The organism is Hymenobacter cyanobacteriorum (assembly GCF_022631375.1).
GTDB lineage: Bacteria > Bacteroidota > Bacteroidia > Cytophagales > Hymenobacteraceae > Hymenobacter > Hymenobacter cyanobacteriorum.
In genome coordinates, this window is record NZ_JALBGC010000004.1 from 1 (window position 1) to 19,275 (window position 19,275).

Below are 19,275 nucleotides of genomic sequence, written 5' to 3' on the forward strand. Positions count from 1 at the left end.
TTTAGCCGCCTCAAGCAGTTTCGCCGCGTGGCCACGCGCTACGACAAGTTGGACCGGCATTTTCTGGCTTTTATTCACTTGGCAGCAACCGTGCTCTGGTTGCGCGATTGTTAACACTTCCTAATTTCCCGCTGTAGGCGCCCCTCTTTGTCGTAAGCCTTGAACAAGCCATGTGGCCATCCCCCTCGATAGGTCATTTCACGGTCCACGCGCCCGGAGGCGTAATAGATAACGCGAGCACCTTCAAACTGCCCGTTGACCAAGCGGTAGCGTTCCAACAGTTGGCCGTTTTTGAAATAGCGGCGCACTTCCCCAAGGAGTGTGTCTCCCAGTGCTTGAGAAGGCAGGCGTGCCTCTGGCTTTCCAGTCGCAAAGTGAGCATCCAGGAGGCCTACGAGGAAGAAAATTCCGCAGCAAATGTGCCGACAGCAGTTGGTCATACCCAATGATACAGTTGGTTTACCCAAACGGTCGTACGGTAAACAGGCGTCGTTTGGTGAAAGAAAAAATACGCTTTCCAGTGCACACTCGTGCGTTGCCCGGTCAGCTTAGTCGTTGAGCGGTAGCAATCTGCCGCCAACCCTTCCCCACTGCTGGGGGCTACCTTCGCTCCATGCGTTTCTTTGAGGATAAGGACAGGATGGATAAGGTGCCTGGCGTGGCGTGGGTGGTGGCCATCGGCGTGGTGACGGGCGTGGTGGTCGCGGTAGGCGTGGCCCTCGTGGTGGGCGGCTTGTGGCTGACCGACTGGCTCGGCTGGAAAACGTAACGGCCAGAAGCCCTGGCCGCAGCAGCAGCTAGGGCTTCTCTCAAGCTCTAACGAAACAGTTGCTACGCCACCAGCTCCGGCGTGCGGCCCAGCTTCGAGTTCTTATAGCCGTAGCCGAAATACACGGCCAAGCCAATCAGCAGCCACACGAAAAACAGCGTCCAGTTGCTGATGCCCAGCTCCGTCATCAGGTACAGGTTGATGAGCAGGCCCAGCGTGGGCAGCAGCGAGAGCCGCTTGCGGAACGAAAGCACCGCCAGCCCCACGCAGAAGAGAAAGAACACCAGCGTCGGAATCTGGTGGGCGAAGCCGCCGGTCACTTTGCCGCTCAGCGCGTCGTGCTCAATCCAGCCGCGCTGGCCGGTAATGTCGAGCATAAACTCGTGGTTGTTGACGCCGTTATAGCGCACCACCAGCCACGCGCCCACCGCCAGAATCAGCGGCACCAGCCACTGCCCGTTGATGTACGGCACTTTGAAACGGGCCTCCGATTTGCCGTAGGGGTCGATGATAAGAATGCCGCCGCACACCAGCGCAAACGCGAACAGCGTGCCGATGCTGGTGAGGTCGACCACCAAATCCATGTTCAGAATAAGCGCCGGCACCGCCACGAAAAAGCCCGTGACGATGGTGGCGAACGACGGCGTATGGAAGCGCGGATGAATCTTCGAGAACACCGTCGGCAACAGCCCGTCGCGCGACATCGTGAGCCAAATGCGCGGCTGCCCGAGCTGAAACACCAACAGCACCGAGGCCATCGCAAACACCGCACTCACCGCCACCAGCCCCGACAGACGCGACAAGCCAACTTTGGCAAATACAAACGAGAGCGGGTCGCCTACGCCAAGCTCCTTATACGACACCATGCCCGTGAGCACCAGCGTGATAATCACGTACAGCACCGTGCAGATAATCAGCGCGTACATCATCGCCTTGGGCAAATCGCGCTGCGGGTTCTTGCATTCCTCGGCCGTGGTCGAGATGGCATCGAAGCCGATGTAGGCGAAGAACACCGCCGACACACCCTTGAGCACGCCGCCCACGCCGTTGGGGGCGAAGGGCGTCCAGTTGGCCGGGTTCACGTAGAACGCGCCCACCACAATCACGATGAAGACGATAATCAACTTCAACAAAACCAGCAGGTTCGAGGCGTTTTTGCTTTCCTTGATGCCCACGTACACCAGTGCTGTAATGGCTACGGTGATAAGGAAGGCGGGCAGGTCGATGACCAAGTGCAGGCTGTCGCTCAGGGCCGGGGCCATCATCCAGGCCTTGTAGCCATCGAGCTGGGCCGGTGATACGGCGGCCGTGGCCTCGGCCAGCGTCTTGCCGCTCTGCACCAGCGTCTGCACGGCTTCATAGCCGGCGTGGCCGGTCTGGGTGCCCATCGTGAGCCAGAGCGGAATGTGCAACCCGATACCATCCATCAATCCAGTGAAGTAGTCGGACCACGAAATGGCCACCACGATGTTGCCCACCGCGTATTCCATTATCAGGGCCCAGCCGATAATCCAGGCCGCCAGCTCGCCAAACGAGGCATAGGCATAGGTATAAGCCGAGCCGCTGACCGGAATAGTAGCCGCGAACTGCGCGTAGCACAGCGCCGAAAATGCGCAGGCCACGGCCGTGAATACGAACAGCAGCGACACCGCCGGCCCGCCATCGAGGCTGGCCTTGCCGATGGTGCTGAAGATGCCGGCCCCAATAATGGCCGCGATGCCCAGCGCCGTGAGGTCGCGCACGGTGAGGTGGCGTTCGAGGCCGCCGGGGCTGGCGTGGCCTTCGTGGTCGGCCGGGGGATTTTGCAGAATGGCCGCGATGGTTTTGCGGCGAAACAGGGATTTTTCAGAGCTCATGAAAGAACAGGGGGCGGGTTTGGGGGCGAAAAGATAGCGCCCCGGCGCGGCTTGCGACGCGCCCGGCCCCGGCTACCAGGGATGCAGCGACTGCATGAAGGCGCTTTCGAGTAGTGCGCCGCCGATATTCAGCACGGCCGTGCCGCGCCCCAGTTGCATCGGAATGCCCACCGAAAAAGCCCCCAGTCCGCCGTAGCTGCCGTACGGCCCGTAGCCGGAGGGCATGCTGCGGGCCGCCAGCGGCGCAAATGCCGCATTGGCCGGCAGCCCGGTGCTCTCGGGTCCGTAGCCTAGGCCGGTGCCGTAGGCCGGCAGCCGGTAGCTCACGAAGCTGTACTGCACAAACGGCCGCAGCCGGCCCGTAGCACTGCTGCCAAACTGGTAGCGCAGGTAGGGCTGCACCCCGTAGCCGTAGCCCGAGGCCGTGGCCAGTGGCGAGTAAGCGCCCACCACGTAAGTGCCCGTGAGGAAATGACCTTTGGCGGGCGGAGCCGGGGCCGGAAACTCCAGGCCCACCGCGCTGCCCGCCCGCGTCTGGGCGTAGCTGAAACCGGGCAGGGCAAACAGCGCCAGCGGCGCAAAGCGAAGAATCGTTTTCATACACAAGAAGCGGTAGCGGCTGAATAGCTACAAGATACAAGTTTTTGCGAATGCGTTGTATGCATTCGCGGGCCGGCGGGCATCGAAGGGGCAAAGCCTTTCACTACCTGCTTATGCGCGCCACCACCTCGCTCCACATTCCGCAGCCCTGCCACGAAAGCTGGGATGCCATGACGCCGGCCACCGCCGGCCGCCACTGCGCCGCCTGCGCCAAAACCGTAGTCGACTTTACCCTGAAAACCGATGCCGAAATCCTGGCCTACCTGGCCGGGGCTGCGAGTGGCCGCACCTGCGGCCGGTTCGCGGCGGGGCAGCTGGAGCGGCCGTTGCAGCGCGCCGCGCCGGTTGCCCCAGCGGCGCGGTGGCGGGCGTGGCTGGCGGCTCTCGTGGCCGTGTGGGCCGTGCGCGAAACGGGCAGCCCCGAGGCCCAAGCCCAGGCTGCTACCGAGTGGCGCGCCCGCTATTGGGGCGGCCCCGTGCCGGCCACGCCGCCCGTGCCCGAAACGCAGGTGCCGACGGCCGCAAAACCGCGCAACACGATTGTGCTGCCATCCAATATTTCCCCCGCGGTTATTACCATGGGCATGGTGAGCAGCGGTACGCGCATAACCGCGCCCGCGCCTGCTGCGCCGCTGGTACTACGGGGTATTGTTACTGATTTTTCTAATAAGCAAGGGCTTCCGGGTGTCACGGTGCTGATTAAGGGCACCACTATTGGTACCAGCACCACCGCCGATGGCTACTATGAGTTGCCGGTGCCCGCCGAAATGTCCAGTGCCCCGGCGCTTACCATCAGCTTGTCGTTTGTGGGGTTTGTGGCGCAGGAGCGCACCTTGGCAACCCGCACCGCGAGCGCAACGCAGGCCTTCCAACTACAAGCCGATATGAAAGGGATGATGGGAGAAGTGCTTATCACGCCGTGGAGCCGCAAGCTGCCGCCCGCCCCCTGGCACCCCCGCGCTTTTTACTTCTGGGGCAAATACTGGCTCACTCGGCCCTTCCACCGCAACTGAGGCCGCCAACCATTGTCGGGCTTTCTTCCAAAAACCAATACCTTAGCCGCATGGCTTCTTCCTCGTTTTCCATTCCGCAGCCCTGCGCCCAGCCCTGGGCTGCCATGTCGCCCACGGCGGCCGGCCGCTTTTGCGCCACCTGCGCCACCGAAGTTGTTGATTTCACCACGCTCAGCGAGGCTGAGATTCTGGCGTTTCTGGCGGGGCAGGGCGGCCGCCCGGTGTGCGCCAATGCCTACGCTACCCAGGTAGCCTCGCCGCCGGTGGCGCGCTGGCGGCGCTGGGTGCTGGCGGGCCTGGCGCTGCTGGGCTGGCAGTCGGCTTCGTCGTGCGCCACGCAGCCGCCCCAGCAGCCGCCCACCGCGGCCGCCGCCACGGTGCCGGTCACGGCCGAGCAGCAGCAGTCCATCACCATTCGCGGCGTGGTGCTCGATGGCGCCAACGGGCCTGGCGTGGCCGGTGTGTTCGTCTTCATCAACGATACCCAGTACGGCACCACCACCGACGAAAATGGCCGCTTCGAGCTGGTGCTGGCCCGCAGCTGGGAGCCCGTGCGTGCCGGCGCGCTCACGCTGCGCGTGCAGGGCAGCCCGTTCGTGTTCAAGGTAAAAGAGGTACCGGTGAAACTACCCGCCGCCGGCCCGCCCGTCGAGCTGGTGGTGCGTATGGAATCGGTGGAAGGCCGGGGCAAGGTGATGGGCAAAATCCGCCAGCCCGAGCCGCCGGTGATGCCGCCGAAAGGGTAGCGCAAGGTTTCGCGAGGTTAAAAGAGGTTTTGCAAGGTCAACGATAATATCAACCTTGCGAAACCTCTTTTAACCTCGCGAAACCTTGCGCGATAAACCTTGCGTGCCCAAACCTTTCGCCCCCAAAATGCCTTGTAGCAGGGTATGAAAGTGTTGCGTTTTGCCCTTCTTGGCCTGTTGGCCGCCTGCGCCACCCCGCGCCCTACCACCCGATTCAACCCCACCGCCCAGCGCGCCGAGCTTCCCCACGAGGAAGCCCCGCATCCCAAAAACTCGCTCGAATGGTGGTACCTCACCGGCCACCTGCGCGACCAGGCTACCGGCGAGCAGTTTGGCGTCGAGTACGTCTTCTTCCACTTCAACCTGAAGGATGGCAAGCAGGACTGGCAGATGGTGAATGTGGCCCTGACGGACCCGCAGGGCCAGAAATTCAATTACGACTACGACCTGGGCCGCCTGCCGCGCCTGCTCACCGATTCGCTGCCGGTGCGGCTGCGCGAACGCAAAGCCGGGCAGACGTGGACGTTCGATGGGCAGGAGGGAGCCTACCATTTCCAGGCCGCCCTCACCGGCAAGCAGAACGCCGGCTACGCCCTCGACCTCACCACCCGCCCCACGCGGCCCGTGGTGCTGCACAGCGGCACTGGCTACGAAAACTACGGCAATGGCATCACGGCCGGCTACTATTCCTACCCGCGCCTAGCCACCACCGGCACGCTCACTATTGCCGGCAAAACCCGGCAGGTGGCCGGCGAGCTGTGGTATGACCGGCAGTGGAACTGCACCAGCATCGTGGACAAAAACGTGGGCTGGGACTGGCTCGCCATCCAGCTCGATGAGCCCCGCGAGGAGTTCATGCTGAACACGCTGCGCAACACCGCCACCGGCCAGCAGCTCAACAACGGCACCCTGAGCCGCCCCACCGGCGGCGACCTGCACCTCTCGGGACCCGATTTCACCCTCACGCCCCTCACGTACTGGACGAGCCCGAAATCGAAAAAGAAGTACCCCGCCACCTGGCGCGTGCAAGTGCCCGCCCAGGGCTACGACCTCACCATCGAGCCGCTGGTGCCGCAGCAGGAGCTGGCGCTGCGGTTTTTCCACGCCTTCACTATGTACTACTGGGAAGGCATGTGCCGCGTGAAAGGCACGCATAACGGCAAGCCGGTGACGGGCCAGGCTTACGTGGAGATTACGAATAGGTAGGTCGTCTGTCATTGCGAGGCCGCAGGCCGCGGCAATCAGTCCTCTAAGTGCGACCAGCCTGATAATGTGAAAAGCCCCGGCTCTGGCATGAGTCGGGGCTTTTTGCGTTTCAAAAAGTGCTTGTCACAATTTTAGGGCTTTCTGCATCGAGAGGATGGATTGCCGCGCTTCGCTCGCAATGACAGACGACTACTGGTTCAGCACCACCCGAAACGTGGTGCCGCGACCCACCTCGCTCCACTTCACGAAGAGGCGGCCTTCGTGGTAGTTCTCGATAATGCGCTTGGCCAGGGCCAGGCCCAGGCCCCAGCCGCGCTTTTTGGTGGTGAAGCCGGGCATGAACACGGTTTCGAGCTTGGCTTTGGAGATACCCTTGCCGGTGTCGGTGATGTCGACCGCGACCTGGCGGGGCGGGGCGCCGCGCCGGTACCAGGTGCGCCGGGTGCGCACGCGGCGCAGGTGCAGCGTGATAGAGCCGCGCCCTTCCATCGCATCCACGGCGTTTTTGCAGATGTTTTCAATCACCCAATCGAACAGCGGCACGTTGATGCGGGCCGGCGTGTCCATTGGTAGGTCGGTTTCAATCTTGAAAACCACCTTTTTAGACACCCGGCTTTGCAGGTACTCGATGGCGTTGCGGGTGGTTTGGTACAGGTTTTCGTCCTTCAGCACCGGCACCGAGCCGATGTTGCTGAACCGCTCGGTGATGATTTCCAGGCGGCGAATATCCTTGCCCAGCTCCTCTACAATAGGCTCGTTTTTGAAGCGGTCGGAGTCGCGCAGGTAGTTCTGCCAGCCCACCAGGCTGCTGAGCGGCGTGCCCAGCTGGTGGGCAGTTTCCTTGGCCAGGCCCACCCACACGCGGTTCTGCTCGGCCCGGCGCGAGGAGCTGAACGCGAAGTAGGCAATGATGGCCAGGCAGCCAATCACCACCAGCTGCACCAGCGGATAGGTGCGCAGCTGCCGCAACAGCTGCGAGTCGCGGTAGAAAATGTAGTTCACCTGCCCGGCCCCGAACTTCACCACGATGGGCGGGTGCTGCTGCTTCATCAGCAGCAGCTCGCGCTGCAGCAGGGCCACCGAATCGGCTTCGGGCAGGTGCGCGGGCATGAGCACGTTTTTGGCTGCGATAATGTCCTTGCCGTCGCTGCTGAGAATGACCGGAATGGTGGCATTGGCATTCACAATCTCATTGAACACGAACAGCGTGTTCGAGTCCGATTCCGAATTGATGATGAACTCCTGGGCCTTGGCGTAGAGCTGAATCTGCTGCTGCTCGCGGGCCGATACGCGTTGCACCAGCCAGTTGGTGTAGATGATGGTAGCCGCCCCAATGAGCAGCGCCAGCACCGCCACCAGGATTTTTATGCGGGTTTTCTTCTCGTAAATCGGAATCATGAAGGAGGATACGGGGCGCGCAAAGGAACGGCAGCAAACCGACTGTCATCCTGAGCGCAGCGAAGGACCTTATCACTCCCGAACGAGTAGCAGGTCAAAAAATGATTACTGCAAAACGTTCAGACATGATAAGGTCCTTCGCTGCGCTCAGGATGACAGACAACTACCCCACCAGCACGGCGTCGCTGGCGGCAATCTCCTGCAAAATCTCCAGCACGTCGGCGGGCGTTTCGGCATTTACCAGGCTAGTGCGCCAGGCTTTCGCGCCTTCGAGGCCGCGGAAATAGTGCGCGTAGTGGCGGCGCATCTCGAAGATGCCCACTTTCGGCCCCTTCCACTCGATGCTGCGGTCGAAGTGCATCTGGCAGGCGGCCACCCGCTCCTCGAGGGTGGGCGGGGCCAGCAGCTGGCCGGTGGCCACGAAATGCTTCACTTCGCGGAAAATCCAGGGGTAGCCGATGCTGGCGCGGCCAATCATCACGCCGTCCACGCCGTAGCGGTTTTTATACTCCACGGCTTTCTGGGGCGAGTCGATGTCGCCGTTGCCGAAGATGGGGATTTTGATGCGCGGGTTGTTTTTGATGCTGGCGATGAGGCGCCAGTCGGCCTCGCCCTTGTAGAGCTGGGCGCGGGTGCGGCCGTGCACGGTGAGGGCGGCGATGCCCACGTCCTGCAGGCGCTCGGCCACTTCTTCCACGTTTTTGGTGCCTTCGTCCCAGCCCAGACGGGTTTTCACGGTCACGGGCAGGTGTGTGTGCTTCACCACGGCAGCCGTCATGGCCACCATTTTGGGAATGTCCTGAAGCAGGGCCGCGCCCGCGCCGCGGCAGGCTACTTGCTTTACCGGGCAGCCGTAGTTGATGTCAATCAAATCGGGCCCGGCCTCGGTGCTGATGGCGGCGCATTCGCCCATCGTTTCAATATCGGAACCAAAAAGCTGGATGCCGATGGGCCGCTCGTAGTCGAAGATATCGAGCTTCTTGCGGCTCTTGGCGGCGGCCCGAATCAGGCCTTCCGACGAGATGAACTCGGTGTACATCAAATCGGCCCCGTTGGCCTTGCACACGGCGCGGAAAGGCGGGTCGCTCACGTCCTCCATGGGCGCGAGCAGGAGCGGGAAGTCGGGAAGCGAGATGTTGGGACCGATGTTGACCACGGGAATACGATAGGTTTTTTACTGATAGAGCAACTGTCATCCTGAGCGCCGCGAAGGACCTTATCACGTTTGCGCCGTTTGATTTACTACAAACAGCTCAGCCGTGATAAGGTCCTTCGCAGCGCTCAGGATGACAGTTGCCAACTAAATGTCAGCGTATTTTACGCAAATTTACGCCCTTCCCAACTTGCGCCCCGCTATGAAAGGTTTCCTGCCCCGCACGCTGCACCCCGGCCTCCAGATTCTGCTGCTGCTGGGCTTCATGATTATGGGCGCTTGCGTGGGCCTGACGCTGTTTGCCGGCATCTCGCAGGCAACGTTCGGGGTGGGCTTGCTCGATATGGCCCGCATCACCACTTCGCCGGAGACGCAGCCGCAGGGCTGGGGCATTCTGATGCTGTATCAGGGGCTGCTGCTGCTGCTGGCGTTTGGGGGCGGGGCGCTGGCGCTGGCTTCGGCCATGGGCTACCGCTGGGCCGAGTATTTCAGCCCGCGCCGGCTGGGGGCGGGTTGGTGGCTGCTGGCCGCCGCCGCGCTCATCGTGGTTATTCTGCCCTTGATGTCCGTCATCATCGCCTGGAACGCGGGCGCGCATTTCCCGGCCGCGCTGCACGATTTCGAGGGGTGGGCCCGCGCCAGCGAAGACCGCGCCGCTGGCCTCACCAAATTCCTCACCCGGTTCAATTCCGGAACCCGCTTCGCGGTGGGCGTAATTGTGATTGCGCTGGTGCCGGCCGTGGCCGAGGAGCTGGTGTTTCGCGGCGTGATTCAAAAAAACCTGGTGCGCTGGTTTTCGCCGCACGTGGGCGTGTGGCTGGGCGCGGCGCTGTTTTCGGCCATTCACTTCCAGTTCTTCGGGTTTGTGCCACGCTTCGTGCTGGGGCTGGTGCTGGGGTATCTGTACCTCTGGAGCGGCAACATTCTGGTGAGCATGGCCGCACACTTCACCCAGAATGCCCTGCAGCTGCTCATCCTCTACCTCACCCAGCGCGGCCAGTTCGGCTGGGGCTTCGACCCCGACTCGACCGACGCGCTGCCCTGGACGCTGGTGCTGCCCTCGGCCCTGCTCACGGCCGGTCTGCTTTACGTGCTGCATCGTAGCATGACGGCCCCCGCCGCGCCTACCCAGATGCTGACCATCGGCAGCGATGGCGTGCGCCAGGCGATGTAGAGACGCGACACTTCGCGTCTCGGTGTGCGCGCCGCTGACCTCCGGCCGAACGACTTTCTTCGAACGTCCGTAACCGCACAACTCCCAACGATTCCCAACGATGAGACGCGAAGTATCGCGTCTCTACATCCTTCCCCACTTGGCCGACTCTACGCCTCCCGCTACCTCCGAAACTGCCGCCGCCACGCCCGCCGGCCCCAGCAACCTGCGCCTGCGCGTCATCTACGGCCTCATCGGGGCCGCGCTGCTGCTGGGCAGCGTCTGGTTCAGCCCCGTCACATTCGGGCTGTTCTTCGCCTTTGTGCAGGCCGTGATGCTGTGGGAGTTCTACCGCATGATGCGGGCGGGCGGCTACGCACCGGCTACGTGGATTGGGGTGGGGGCAAGCCTAGCGCTATTTATAGGCTTTGCTTACACAATTTTTATTACTGACTATTTAGCGGCTACCGGTGATGTGCCAGATGTAATTGGCAGTGCGGTCATCTACCAAAACCGGATGAATGCCGAGTATTATGGCTTAGGCCTGTTCTTCCGTAAGATGTTGCCAGTAATAATTCTGTTAACTCCTATCAGTTTGATATTGGTAGAAATGCGGAACTGGCCAAGTGTCAAAGCGCCGTTCACGAATGTTGGTATCACATTGACTGGCCTATTGTATGTGAGCCTGCCTATGATTTTGCTGAATCTCATTGCAGTTAGCAGCAAATCAGGCTACGACTACCGCCGCATCTTCGCCCTGCTTTTCCTCATCTGGGCCTCCGACATTGGCGCGTATGCCGCCGGCAAAACCTTCGGCAAGCACAAAATGGCCCCCAAAATCTCGCCCGGCAAAACCTGGGAAGGCTGGGCCGGCGGCTTCGTGCTCACGCTGGTGGTAGGCTGGGCCGTGGGCTTCATGCTGCCCGATATGCCCCTGGCGCACCGCCTCGTGGCGGCCGGCGTGGTGGCGGTGTTCGCCCCGCTGGGCGATTTGGCCGAGTCCATGCTCAAGCGCAGCGTGGGGGTGAAGGACTCGGGCAGCATCATGCCCGGCCACGGCGGCCTGCTCGACCGGTTCGACGCGTTTCTGCTGGTGCTGCCGGTGCTGGCGCTGCTGCAACTGCTTTTTGCTTAGCTGTTAGCTTTTAGCCATTAGCTGCTATTAGCCCCGTTCAGGGTAGAGCTAACAGCCAACAGCTAGTAGCTAACAGCTAAAAGAAGCTACCTTTGCGGCCCTAAACCGTATCCAAGTCCCACCCACACACCATAACCTCCCCTCATGGCAGCCCACACTGTGTATAAAGAACCGGCCCCGAAAGTCGACCGCGAAAACCCGCTCGAATCGATGATGTCGCGTTTCAACATCGCCGCCGAAATTCTCGGCCTCGACGACGAAACCTACAACGTACTCAAAGCTGCCGATAAGCAGGTTATCGTGCACATTCCGGTGACGATGGACAACGGCAAAGTGCAGGTGTTCGAAGGCTACCGCGTGATTCACAACACCATTCTGGGCCCGAGCAAGGGCGGCATCCGCTACGACAAAAACGTGCACCTCGACGAGGTGAAGGCCCTCGCGGCCTGGATGACCTGGAAGTGCGCCGTGGTCGACATCCCCTACGGCGGCGCCAAGGGCGGCATCATCTGCGACCCCACCACGATGAGCGCCGGCGAAATTGAGCGCATGACCCGCGGCTACACGTTGGCCCTGAAAGACATTTTCGGCCCCGACCGCGACATTCCGGCTCCCGACATGGGCACCGGACCCCGCGAAATGGCGTGGCTGATGGACGAATTTTCGAAAACCAACGGCATGACCTCGCCCGCCGTGGTAACCGGCAAGCCCCTGGTAATGGGTGGTTCGCTGGGCCGCACCGAGGCCACCGGCCGCGGCGTAATGGTGTCGGCCCTGGCCGCTCTCAAGAAGCTGAACCTGAAGCCGACCGAAGTATCGGCTGCTGTGCAGGGCTTTGGCAACGTGGGCTCGTGGGCCGCGGTGCTGCTGCACCAGCAGGGCGTGAAAATCAAGGCCGTGTCCGACATTTCGGGTGCGTACTGGAACGCTGATGGCATCAACATCGACGAAGCCATTGCCTACAAAAACGCCCACAACGGCCGCCTTGAAGGCTTCGCCGGCGCCACGCCGATGAACCCCGACGACCTGCTGACGTCGGACGTGGACGTGCTGGTGCCCGCTGCCGTGGAGGACGTGATTACCGAGCACAACGCCCACGACATCAAAGCCAAGTTGATTGTGGAGGGTGCCAACGGCCCCACCTCGGCCTCCGCCGACCCCATCATCAACGAGAAAGGCATCATGGTAGTACCCGACATTCTGGCCAACTCGGGCGGCGTTACGGTGTCGTACTTCGAGTGGGTGCAGAACAAGCAGGGCTTCAAGTGGACGCTGGAAATGGTGACCGAGCGCGCCGACCGCATCATGTCCGATGCCTTCGAAAAGGTGTACCAGACCAGCCAGAAATATAAAATCCCGATGCGCATCGCCGCCTACGTGGTGGCCATCGACAAAGTAGCCCAGACCTACAAGTACCGCGGCGGCTTCTAAAAAATGAGCCGGCTGCCCGGGCCAGTTGGCCGTTGGGGCCGGTTTGTTCGTATGGTTTTAAAGGCACGGGCTCAGCGGCCCGTGCCTTTTTACTGTTCCTTGCTGACCTTTGCGCTAGCTTAGGGGCCGTGGGCGGCCAGCTATTGGCCGACGCGCTCCGTTTAAGACCAATTGTTTACCCGAAGCGGCGTCGTGCACGCCGTTTCAATTCGTGATTATGAAGATTCACAAAGAAGGAAGACGCATCCTGTTCGTCACGCTGCTGATTCTGCTGGTTCTCAACCTGCTCATGTTTCAGTTCAACCGGGGGCAGGTGCTGGTGAACCGGCTGTTTGCTGGCGCCACGGTCATCATCTTCCTGCTGATTCTGCAGTTTTTCCGCAGCCCGTTCCGACACATGTTCACCCACGAAGACTTGCTGCTGGCCCCGGCCGACGGCAAGGTGGTAGTGATTGAAAACGTGTTCGAGCCCGAGTATTTCGAGGATGAGCGCAAGCAAATCAGCATCTTCATGTCGCCCATTAACGTGCACGTCACCCGCAACCCGATTTCTGGGCTGGTGAAATACTTTAAGTACCACCCTGGCAACTACCTCGTGGCCTGGCACCCCAAAAGCAGCACCCAGAACGAGCGCACCACGGTGGTGGTAGAGTCGGATGCCGGCCCGCTGGTGCTGTTCCGGCAGATTGCCGGGGCCATGGCCCGCCGGATTGTGTGGTATGTGAACGAGGGCGACGAAGTGACCCAGGGCGAGGAGTTCGGCTTCATTAAGTTCGGCTCGCGCGTCGATGTTTTCGTGCCGATGGATACCGAAGTGAAAGTAGAACTGGGCCAGAAAGTGAAGGGCGGCGAAACCGTGATTTGCCAACTGAAGGTGTCGTAATAATCTTCTTTCAAAGATTTAAGAAAGAAAAAGGCCACTGGATAAGTGGCCTTTTTCTTTGCTTCTACAGCAGCGAATCTATCGGGTTGATGGGTGGAATGAGCAGGTGCGGCACAAATTCCGACAGATTCGTAATCAGGCCCGCGTCGCGGCGGAAGCCGATGGCGCAGGCCTCGCCAGCCCAGAACACGCCGGCCTGGTAGCGGCGGCCCTGCGCGTCGGCGGGCAGCTCGGCCCATTGCTGGTAGAGCTGCGGCTGCTGGCCAAACTTGCCGGGAATTTCAGTGCCGGGGCTGCCGTCGGTGTTGATTTCAGCCACGTTCTGGCCCTCGCGGCCGAAAACGGGCTTGCGCACGCCGTGGCCGGCGAGGGGTTGCAGGCTGGCTTCGAGCAGCAGAGGGTGGTGCGGAAAGGTGGCCCAGAGGTGCGCCAGCAGGGCCTTGCTTTGGAACAGCAGGGCATAGGCCGGGTTGGCAATCACCACGTTGCGGGTGAGTAGCAAATCTGCGAGGTCGGCGGTGAGGGCAGGCTCTTCCTCGGCCAGAATTTCCCACGGCACCAGCTTGAACAGGAAGTCGAACCGCTGCCACTGGCCGGGCACGGTTTCGGCCCACACGCCCCGGTCTTCGCCATCCACCGATACGCGCATGGCATCCACCGGGCACACATAGGTATCGGCGAAACCGGCGGTGCGGGCGGCTTCGGCCAGCACGGCGCAGTTGGCTTCGTCCTCGGCGCTGTCGGGCAAATGCACGAGCAGCAGCGTGGCCTGCAAGTCGTTGTTGAGGCCGCGCCAGTGGCGGAACTGGTCTTCGAGGCACTCAAACAGGCCGTTGGCCTGACGGTCGTCTTCGGCTTGGCCGGCGGCTACCAGGCTGGCCCACTGCACCACCATGGTTTCGGGCAGGCTGGTGGCGGTATCGGCGTTGAATTCTAGTAGTTTGGGGCCTTCTGGGGTCAGGGCCAAGTCGAAGCGGCCGTAGAGGTGCCAGTGCCGCTCGTCGTGCCAGGAGTGGCGCACGGCTTCCCATAAGTTGGGCGGAATGGCAAGCTGGCGCAGGAAGTCGTCTGGCAGTGCATCGGGAATGGCCTGCACCAGCATATCGTAGAGCGTGTCGGCGGCTTGCAGCAGGGTTTCCGCGTCAGCTTCGGGCAACTGCACGGCTTCGCGGGCCACGTAGTGCTGGCAGGCGTCTTCGATGGCCCATTCCCAGCCCATGCCACGCACAGCGGGCGCTACATCACCGGTGAGGGGGAGCAGATTTATCATTGGTAGGTCGTGACAATTAGGACGTCATGCTGAGCGCAGCCGAAGCATCTCGCGTCCAGCGGTAAATTCAAATGTTTAGAAAAAGAATTAGTAGCCGCACGCGAGATGCTTCGCCGCGCTCAGCATGACGTGCTTTTTAACTCGAATACCCGCTACCCCCCAAAACCCCGGAAGCCGCCGCGGCTGCCGAAGCCGCTGCTACGCCCGGCCGGGGCGCTGCTGCGGAAGCTGGGGCGCGGCGACGCGCGCAACGTGGAGCGGCTTTCCTGAATGCCGGCCGTGGGCGAAGTGCGCCCGCCGGCAAACCCCCGGCCGAAAAAGCCGCGGCCGCTCTGGCGCTCGCGGGCCACGTTGGCGCGCCAGCTTTGGTTTTGCTGCATCACGCCGGGGTTGGCGTAGTAACCGGGGTTGGGGGTCATGTAGCGGCCGGCCATGTAGCCGATGCTGCTCCACATCAGCACGTTCATCAGGCCGCTGTTCTGGACGTGGTTTTCGGGGTTCTGGCGGCTGTAGTCCTGCATCTGGCGTTGCAGGGCCTGGCCTTGCAGCGTGTCGGTTTTGCCGTCGAGGTGGTGCAGGATGGCGGCCACTTCTTCCTTGCCAGCAGGGCGCTCGGCCGTGATTTTCCACTCGTCGGGCTTCACTTCAGTCATCTCGGTGATGACGCCCTGGCTGTAGGTTTCGCCGCCCCAGCTGGCTTCGGCCCCCTGTTCATCGGTGCTGTTTTCGTTGCCCGAGCAGGCGGGCAGCGCGAGGCCCAGGCTGCCGGCGGCGGCCAGCAGCAACACGTTGCGGCGCCAGTCGCCGAGGGAGTGGAAGTGCTTTTTCATAGGAATGAGAAGTGTGGATGGGCGCTGTCCTAAAAGGAAAACTATGCTTGTTTGGCAAAGACCGGGATTGCAGATTTGTCGGCTGAAAGCTTCAGCGCGGTTAAGCCATACTTGCTGTTGGGCTAGTTGAGCTGGATAACGGCCTGAATGGCAGCGTTGCGGTTCTGGCCTTGGTCTGGAATACGGGCGATGGAGCGATGAGCAAATTGCTGCCACGGGTAGCCGGTGCTAAGGTACCAGGTCGCGGGTGGGGCAAGGTCGAAATAGCCACCCAGGCTCTGGCCGTAGGCGTAAGCAGTTTTTTTCTCTTTGGTCGTCGGGTTGTAAGAGGTGTACGTGCAGCCAAAGGCATCATCCGTGTACAGCCACTCCATTGCTACATAAAAACCAGCCGTTGGAGTTTGAATCTGGTAGCGGAGCAAGTCGACTTCATGCCAACCCTTCCCGGCGGCGGCCGTGAGGACAGATACCGTCAGCAGGTCGGTGCCGGGTGCACCCCCGGGCCCATCGGCTGCATACAGGCGCACTCGGAAAGGGGCTCTGACCGCCGCCTTGCCGCACTGCGTGTTGGGCTTTACATAGAAGCGTACGGCCTGAACCACGCCGGTTGGGGCGTTATCGAACCGTCGGGCTATTTGCCAACCCTGGCTGCCAACCGCCCGCAGCGTGCCTTGAGCAAATCCAAACTTGTCGCCGTCAGCTCCCGGGCCCAGCACGGTGGGTGGGCCGGGTGGCCGTACCACGGCTTCGGGCAATGCCACCGTGCTTGCTTGCAGCTGCAGGCGGCAGGGCGATGCTGCGGGCACGGCAAAGTGCCGCGCGTGGTAGCCCAGCGAGGTAGCCCACAACGAATCGGTGGAAGCCAGGGCCATCGGCAGTTCCAGCACAAAAGTTCCCAGCTCGGTGGCCTGAACGCCGAGGTGCCGGGTGGGAATTTCCACTACTGCAAACGGCACCGGCTGGCCAGAAGCGGCATTAACCACCGTGCCCGTGAGGGCAGAGGCTTGGCCGTTTGCCCATTTGCTGAGTAGTGATAATCCGACGGTCCCGAGCAGGCGAATAATGGAGTAGTAAGTCACGCGGCAGATTTGGAAAGGGATGGCGCGACTAAAACCACTGCGCTGCCAGCTGCATTAGCTGCTCCAGCGCGGCCTGGTCGTCGTGGTCGAAGTCGTTGAGTTTATCACTGTCGACATCGAGCACGGCCACGACCTGGCCGTTTTTGAGGATGGGCACCACAATTTCGGATTTTGAATCGGAGCTGCAGGCGATGTGGCCGGGGAAGGCTTCCACGTCGGGCACCAGCACGGTTTCGGCGCGTGCCCAGCTGGCCCCGCACACGCCCTTGCCGTGGCGGATGCGCGTGCAGGCAATGGGGCCCTGGAAGGGGCCGAGCACCAGCTCGTCGGCTTTCACTACATAGAAGCCGACCCAGAAAAAGCCAAACGCCTGGCGCAGCGCGGCGGCCGTATTGGCGAGGTTGGCCGTGAGGTCGGGCTCGCCGGTGGTGAGGGCTTCAATCTGGGGCAGCAGTTGGCGGTATTGCTCGGCTTTGGTGAGCGTGGTATCGAGGGTGAGGGATTCGGCCATGAGGTAGCGCGGACGTTGTAGTCCGCGAATTGCAATGAAGATGAATAGTTATTCGCAGTAAGGAAGCCGGCATTACAGCCGTCGAAACGGCTTTGCCGAAATCGGCGCGCTTAGTCGTTCACGTACCACAACAGCTCGTCAGGGCCAACATTTTCGACCGAGCGGCGGCCGGTGTGGCCCAGCCGCGGGGCGGCAATGCCCTGGCCCAGCCGCATGGGCGAGCGGAACACACGGATTTCATCCCACAGGCCGGCAGCCAGCAGCGCGTTCAGCACCGTAGGGCCGCCCTCTACCAGTACCGACTGGATATTTTGCGCATGCAAATCGGCCAGCACCTGGGGCAGCAGGTCGTCGGCTTCGGAGAGCGTAACGAGGTCGAGGTTGGGGGTGTGGTGGGGCTGGCGGTAGGTGTAGAGGCGGGTGGGCTGCGAGCCGTCGAGCAGGTGGTGGGTGGGCGGCAGGCTCAGGTTTTTGTCGATGACGAGGCGCGTGGGCTGGGGGCCGGGCCAGTCGCGCACGTTCAGGCGCGGGTTGTCGTGCAGCGCCGTACGGGTGCCCACCAGAATGCCGGCCTCCTCGGCGCGCCACTGGTGGGTGAGCAGCCCCGCCTGCGGCCCGCTGATTTGAACCGGCTGGAAATAGCGCCCGGCCAAGAAGCCGTCGGCCGTTTCGGCCCACTTTAGCACCAGATAAGGCCGCTTTTTTTCGTGAAAAGTGAAGAACCGGCGGTTCAGCCAGCGGCCTTCCTCAGCCAGCAGGCCGGTTTCGACGTGCACACCGGCGGCCCGCAGCTTTTCGATGCCACGGCCGGCCACCAGCGCAAACGGGTCGACGTTGCAGATGACGACTTCGGGCACGCCTTTTTCGATGAGCAGGTCGGCGCAGGGCGGCGTTTTGCCGTGGTGGGCGCAAGGCTCCAGCGTCACGTACACGCGGCTTTCGCGCAGCAACTCCTGGTTTTCGACGGCGGCCAGGGCATTCACCTCGGCGTGAGGCCCGCCGTATTGCCGGTGCCAGCCCTCGCCGATGATTTGGCCCTGGTGCACCACCACGCAGCCCACCAAAGGGTTGGGCCGGACGTAGCCGGTGCCGAGCTGCGCCAAATCGAGGGCGCGGCGCATGAACAGGGCGTCGTCTGGTTTCACGTCGTCTGATTTCATAGCAGCGAAGGTAGGTGCGACACCGTAGCTACGCCCCCGGCCTACCTTTGTTTCCGATGATGCTACGCGATGCCACTGCCGCCCTCACCGCCGCCCTCGCGGCTCTTTACCCGGCGCACGAGGCCGAAGCCATTGCCACGCTCGTGTTCCAGCAGCTGCTGCAGCTGGAGCCGCTGCCGTTTCGCATGGCCGCCCGCGAAGCCGTCGCGCCCGAAATTATGACGCAGCTGCCCGCCATCGAGGCCCGCCTGCTGGCCCACGAGCCGGTGCAATACGTGCTGGGCACGGCCCACTTCGCCGGCATGGATTTGGAAGTGACGCCCGCTACCCTCATTCCGCGCCCCGAAACCGAGGAACTGGTGCAGCTCATCGCCCAGGAGCAGGCCAGCCGGCCCGGCCGGCGCGTGCTCGACGTGGGCACCGGCTCGGGTTGCCTGGCACTGGCGCTGGCCCGCGCGCTGCCCGGAGCCGAGGTGCTGGCCGTGGATATTTCGGCCGAAGCCCTGGCCGTGGCCCGCCGCAACGCGGCCATGTGGGCGCCGATGGTAGCGTTTCAACAGGTTGATATTCTAACGCAACTGCCCGCCGGCCTGGCCCCCGGCGCGCTCGACGTGCTGGTGAGCAACCCGCCCTACGTGCGCGAAAGCGAACGCGCTGAGATGCGCGAGAACGTGCTGGCTTGGGAGCCGGCTACGGCCCTGTTTGTGCCCGACGAGGACCCGCTGCTGTTCTACCGGCGGCTGGCCGAAATCGGCGCGCAGCTGCTGGCCGCCGATGGCGTGGCTTATCTGGAAATCAACGAAGCCCTGGGCGCGGAAACGGCCGCATTATTCACCGCGCAGGGCTTTGCCGACGTGCGCGTGGTGGCCGATATGTTCGGGCGGCCGCGCATGGTGCGGGCAGCGCGGGGTGGGGGTGTAGGAGAGGAGCGGTAGAGAGGCAAAAGCCCGTCATGCAGAGCGCAGCGAAGCATCTCGCGTGTGGTAGTAGCTCAATCGCGAGGTCGTCAGTCGCGAGGTCGTCATTGGTTAGTGGCGGCACGCGAGATGCTTCGCTGCGCTCTGCATGACGGGCTGATTTTG

Annotated in this window: 18 protein-coding genes and 1 pseudogene; 10 read left to right on the plus strand and 9 right to left on the minus strand. The window is 62.3% G+C overall.

Annotated features, from left to right (window positions below):
* Both MON38_RS14190 and MON38_RS14195 read left to right on the plus strand, forming a co-directional pair.
* Nucleotides 1-114, plus strand: a pseudogene (locus MON38_RS14190) (IS5/IS1182 family transposase); the annotation flags it as partial.
* A gap of 499 nt (nucleotides 115-613) precedes the next feature.
* Nucleotides 614-769, plus strand: a complete 156-nt coding sequence (locus tag MON38_RS14195) for a hypothetical protein (RefSeq protein ID WP_241936844.1) — start codon at nucleotides 614-616, stop codon at nucleotides 767-769.
* Between the two features lie 62 nt (nucleotides 770-831).
* Here MON38_RS14195 and MON38_RS14200 read toward each other — a convergent pair whose 3' ends face one another.
* Together MON38_RS14200 and MON38_RS14205 are read right to left on the minus strand one after the other, a co-directional pair.
* A complete protein-coding gene (locus MON38_RS14200; RefSeq protein ID WP_241936845.1) occupies nucleotides 832-2,625 on the minus strand; it encodes an amino acid permease in 1,794 nt (597 codons plus the stop codon).
* 72 nt (nucleotides 2,626-2,697) lie between these two features.
* Nucleotides 2,698-3,225: a hypothetical protein gene (locus MON38_RS14205; protein ID WP_241936846.1), complete on the minus strand. Its 528-nt coding sequence runs from the start codon at nucleotides 3,223-3,225 to the stop codon at nucleotides 2,698-2,700.
* Between the two features lie 113 nt (nucleotides 3,226-3,338).
* Here MON38_RS14205 and MON38_RS14210 point away from each other — a divergent pair, with 113 nt between their 5' ends.
* The 3 genes from MON38_RS14210 to MON38_RS14220 all read left to right on the plus strand — a co-directional run bounded on the left by MON38_RS14210 (nucleotide 3,339) and on the right by MON38_RS14220 (nucleotide 6,190).
* Nucleotides 3,339-4,238: a carboxypeptidase-like regulatory domain-containing protein gene (locus MON38_RS14210; protein ID WP_241936847.1), complete on the plus strand. Its 900-nt coding sequence runs from the start codon at nucleotides 3,339-3,341 to the stop codon at nucleotides 4,236-4,238.
* A 50-nt stretch (nucleotides 4,239-4,288) separates the two neighbouring features.
* The gene (locus tag MON38_RS14215) at nucleotides 4,289-4,984 is read left to right on the plus strand and encodes a carboxypeptidase-like regulatory domain-containing protein (protein WP_241936848.1); all 696 of its coding nucleotides are present in this window, start codon (nucleotides 4,289-4,291) and stop codon (nucleotides 4,982-4,984) included.
* 144 nt (nucleotides 4,985-5,128) lie between these two features.
* Entirely contained in the window at nucleotides 5,129-6,190 is a 1,062-nt protein-coding gene (locus MON38_RS14220) for a lipocalin family protein (RefSeq protein ID WP_241936849.1), read from the plus strand.
* Between the two features lie 189 nt (nucleotides 6,191-6,379).
* Here the strand turns inward: MON38_RS14220 and MON38_RS14225 are convergent, their stop codons facing one another.
* Nucleotides 6,380-7,588 (minus strand): ATP-binding protein, encoded by a 1,209-nt coding sequence (locus MON38_RS14225; RefSeq protein WP_241936850.1) that lies wholly within the window; start codon nucleotides 7,586-7,588, stop codon nucleotides 6,380-6,382.
* Between the two features lie 163 nt (nucleotides 7,589-7,751).
* Nucleotides 7,752-8,744 carry a tRNA dihydrouridine synthase DusB gene (dusB, locus tag MON38_RS14230; protein ID WP_241936851.1) on the minus strand — a complete coding sequence of 331 codons (993 nt, stop codon included), beginning with the start codon at nucleotides 8,742-8,744 and terminating at the stop codon, nucleotides 7,752-7,754.
* 199 nt (nucleotides 8,745-8,943) lie between these two features.
* Between dusB and MON38_RS14235 the strand changes: the two genes are divergently transcribed.
* From MON38_RS14235 to MON38_RS14250, 4 genes are all read left to right on the plus strand, one after another.
* Nucleotides 8,944-9,915, plus strand: coding sequence for a CPBP family intramembrane glutamic endopeptidase (locus tag MON38_RS14235; RefSeq protein WP_241936852.1), 972 nt, complete (start codon nucleotides 8,944-8,946; stop codon nucleotides 9,913-9,915).
* A gap of 139 nt (nucleotides 9,916-10,054) precedes the next feature.
* Complete coding sequence (locus tag MON38_RS14240; protein WP_241936853.1) at nucleotides 10,055-11,029, plus strand: phosphatidate cytidylyltransferase; 975 nt, start codon at nucleotides 10,055-10,057, stop codon at nucleotides 11,027-11,029.
* Between the two features lie 144 nt (nucleotides 11,030-11,173).
* Nucleotides 11,174-12,460: a Glu/Leu/Phe/Val family dehydrogenase gene (locus MON38_RS14245; RefSeq protein WP_241936854.1), complete on the plus strand. Its 1,287-nt coding sequence runs from the start codon at nucleotides 11,174-11,176 to the stop codon at nucleotides 12,458-12,460.
* Nucleotides 12,461-12,677: 217 nt separating this feature from the next.
* A complete protein-coding gene (locus MON38_RS14250) occupies nucleotides 12,678-13,343 on the plus strand; it encodes a phosphatidylserine decarboxylase family protein (RefSeq protein ID WP_241936855.1) in 666 nt (221 codons plus the stop codon).
* A 64-nt stretch (nucleotides 13,344-13,407) separates the two neighbouring features.
* Here MON38_RS14250 and MON38_RS14255 read toward each other — a convergent pair whose 3' ends face one another.
* From MON38_RS14255 to ribD, 5 genes are all read right to left on the minus strand, one after another.
* Entirely contained in the window at nucleotides 13,408-14,613 is a 1,206-nt protein-coding gene (locus tag MON38_RS14255) for a glutathionylspermidine synthase family protein (RefSeq protein WP_241936856.1), read from the minus strand.
* 152 nt (nucleotides 14,614-14,765) lie between these two features.
* The gene (locus tag MON38_RS14260) at nucleotides 14,766-15,443 is read right to left on the minus strand and encodes a Cj0371 family chemotaxis-regulating polar lipoprotein (RefSeq protein ID WP_241936857.1); all 678 of its coding nucleotides are present in this window, start codon (nucleotides 15,441-15,443) and stop codon (nucleotides 14,766-14,768) included.
* Between the two features lie 122 nt (nucleotides 15,444-15,565).
* Nucleotides 15,566-16,522 (minus strand): carboxypeptidase-like regulatory domain-containing protein, encoded by a 957-nt coding sequence (locus MON38_RS14265; RefSeq protein ID WP_241936858.1) that lies wholly within the window; start codon nucleotides 16,520-16,522, stop codon nucleotides 15,566-15,568.
* Nucleotides 16,523-16,550: 28 nt separating this feature from the next.
* Nucleotides 16,551-17,033, minus strand: coding sequence for a GAF domain-containing protein (locus MON38_RS14270; protein ID WP_241936859.1), 483 nt, complete (start codon nucleotides 17,031-17,033; stop codon nucleotides 16,551-16,553).
* 110 nt (nucleotides 17,034-17,143) lie between these two features.
* The gene (ribD, locus tag MON38_RS14275) at nucleotides 17,144-18,193 is read right to left on the minus strand and encodes a bifunctional diaminohydroxyphosphoribosylaminopyrimidine deaminase/5-amino-6-(5-phosphoribosylamino)uracil reductase RibD (RefSeq protein WP_241936860.1); all 1,050 of its coding nucleotides are present in this window, start codon (nucleotides 18,191-18,193) and stop codon (nucleotides 17,144-17,146) included.
* 56 nt (nucleotides 18,194-18,249) lie between these two features.
* Here ribD and prmC point away from each other — a divergent pair, with 56 nt between their 5' ends.
* A complete protein-coding gene (gene prmC, locus MON38_RS14280) occupies nucleotides 18,250-19,128 on the plus strand; it encodes a peptide chain release factor N(5)-glutamine methyltransferase (protein WP_241936861.1) in 879 nt (292 codons plus the stop codon).
* Nucleotides 19,129-19,275 lie beyond the last annotated feature (147 nt).

What these genes read in the sequence shown, in the direction of transcription:
- MON38_RS14260 (WP_241936857.1), bottom strand. Translation starts at nt 15,443, where the DNA reads ATGAAAAAGCACTTCCACTCCCTCGGCGACTGGCGCCGCAACGTGTTG.
- MON38_RS14250 (WP_241936855.1), top strand. Translation starts at nt 12,678, where the DNA reads ATGAAGATTCACAAAGAAGGAAGACGCATCCTGTTCGTCACGCTGCTG.
- MON38_RS14210 (WP_241936847.1), top strand. Translation starts at nt 3,339, where the DNA reads ATGCGCGCCACCACCTCGCTCCACATTCCGCAGCCCTGCCACGAAAGC.
- MON38_RS14225 (WP_241936850.1), bottom strand. Translation starts at nt 7,588, where the DNA reads ATGATTCCGATTTACGAGAAGAAAACCCGCATAAAAATCCTGGTGGCG.
- MON38_RS14235 (WP_241936852.1), top strand. Translation starts at nt 8,944, where the DNA reads ATGAAAGGTTTCCTGCCCCGCACGCTGCACCCCGGCCTCCAGATTCTG.
- MON38_RS14255 (WP_241936856.1), bottom strand. Translation starts at nt 14,613, where the DNA reads ATGATAAATCTGCTCCCCCTCACCGGTGATGTAGCGCCCGCTGTGCGT.
- prmC (WP_241936861.1), top strand. Translation starts at nt 18,250, where the DNA reads ATGATGCTACGCGATGCCACTGCCGCCCTCACCGCCGCCCTCGCGGCT.
- ribD (WP_241936860.1), bottom strand. Translation starts at nt 18,193, where the DNA reads ATGAAATCAGACGACGTGAAACCAGACGACGCCCTGTTCATGCGCCGC.
- MON38_RS14270 (WP_241936859.1), bottom strand. Translation starts at nt 17,033, where the DNA reads ATGGCCGAATCCCTCACCCTCGATACCACGCTCACCAAAGCCGAGCAA.
- MON38_RS14200 (WP_241936845.1), bottom strand. Translation starts at nt 2,625, where the DNA reads ATGAGCTCTGAAAAATCCCTGTTTCGCCGCAAAACCATCGCGGCCATT.
- MON38_RS14245 (WP_241936854.1), top strand. Translation starts at nt 11,174, where the DNA reads ATGGCAGCCCACACTGTGTATAAAGAACCGGCCCCGAAAGTCGACCGC.
- MON38_RS14205 (WP_241936846.1), bottom strand. Translation starts at nt 3,225, where the DNA reads ATGAAAACGATTCTTCGCTTTGCGCCGCTGGCGCTGTTTGCCCTGCCC.
- MON38_RS14215 (WP_241936848.1), top strand. Translation starts at nt 4,289, where the DNA reads ATGGCTTCTTCCTCGTTTTCCATTCCGCAGCCCTGCGCCCAGCCCTGG.
- MON38_RS14220 (WP_241936849.1), top strand. Translation starts at nt 5,129, where the DNA reads ATGAAAGTGTTGCGTTTTGCCCTTCTTGGCCTGTTGGCCGCCTGCGCC.
- MON38_RS14195 (WP_241936844.1), top strand. Translation starts at nt 614, where the DNA reads ATGCGTTTCTTTGAGGATAAGGACAGGATGGATAAGGTGCCTGGCGTG.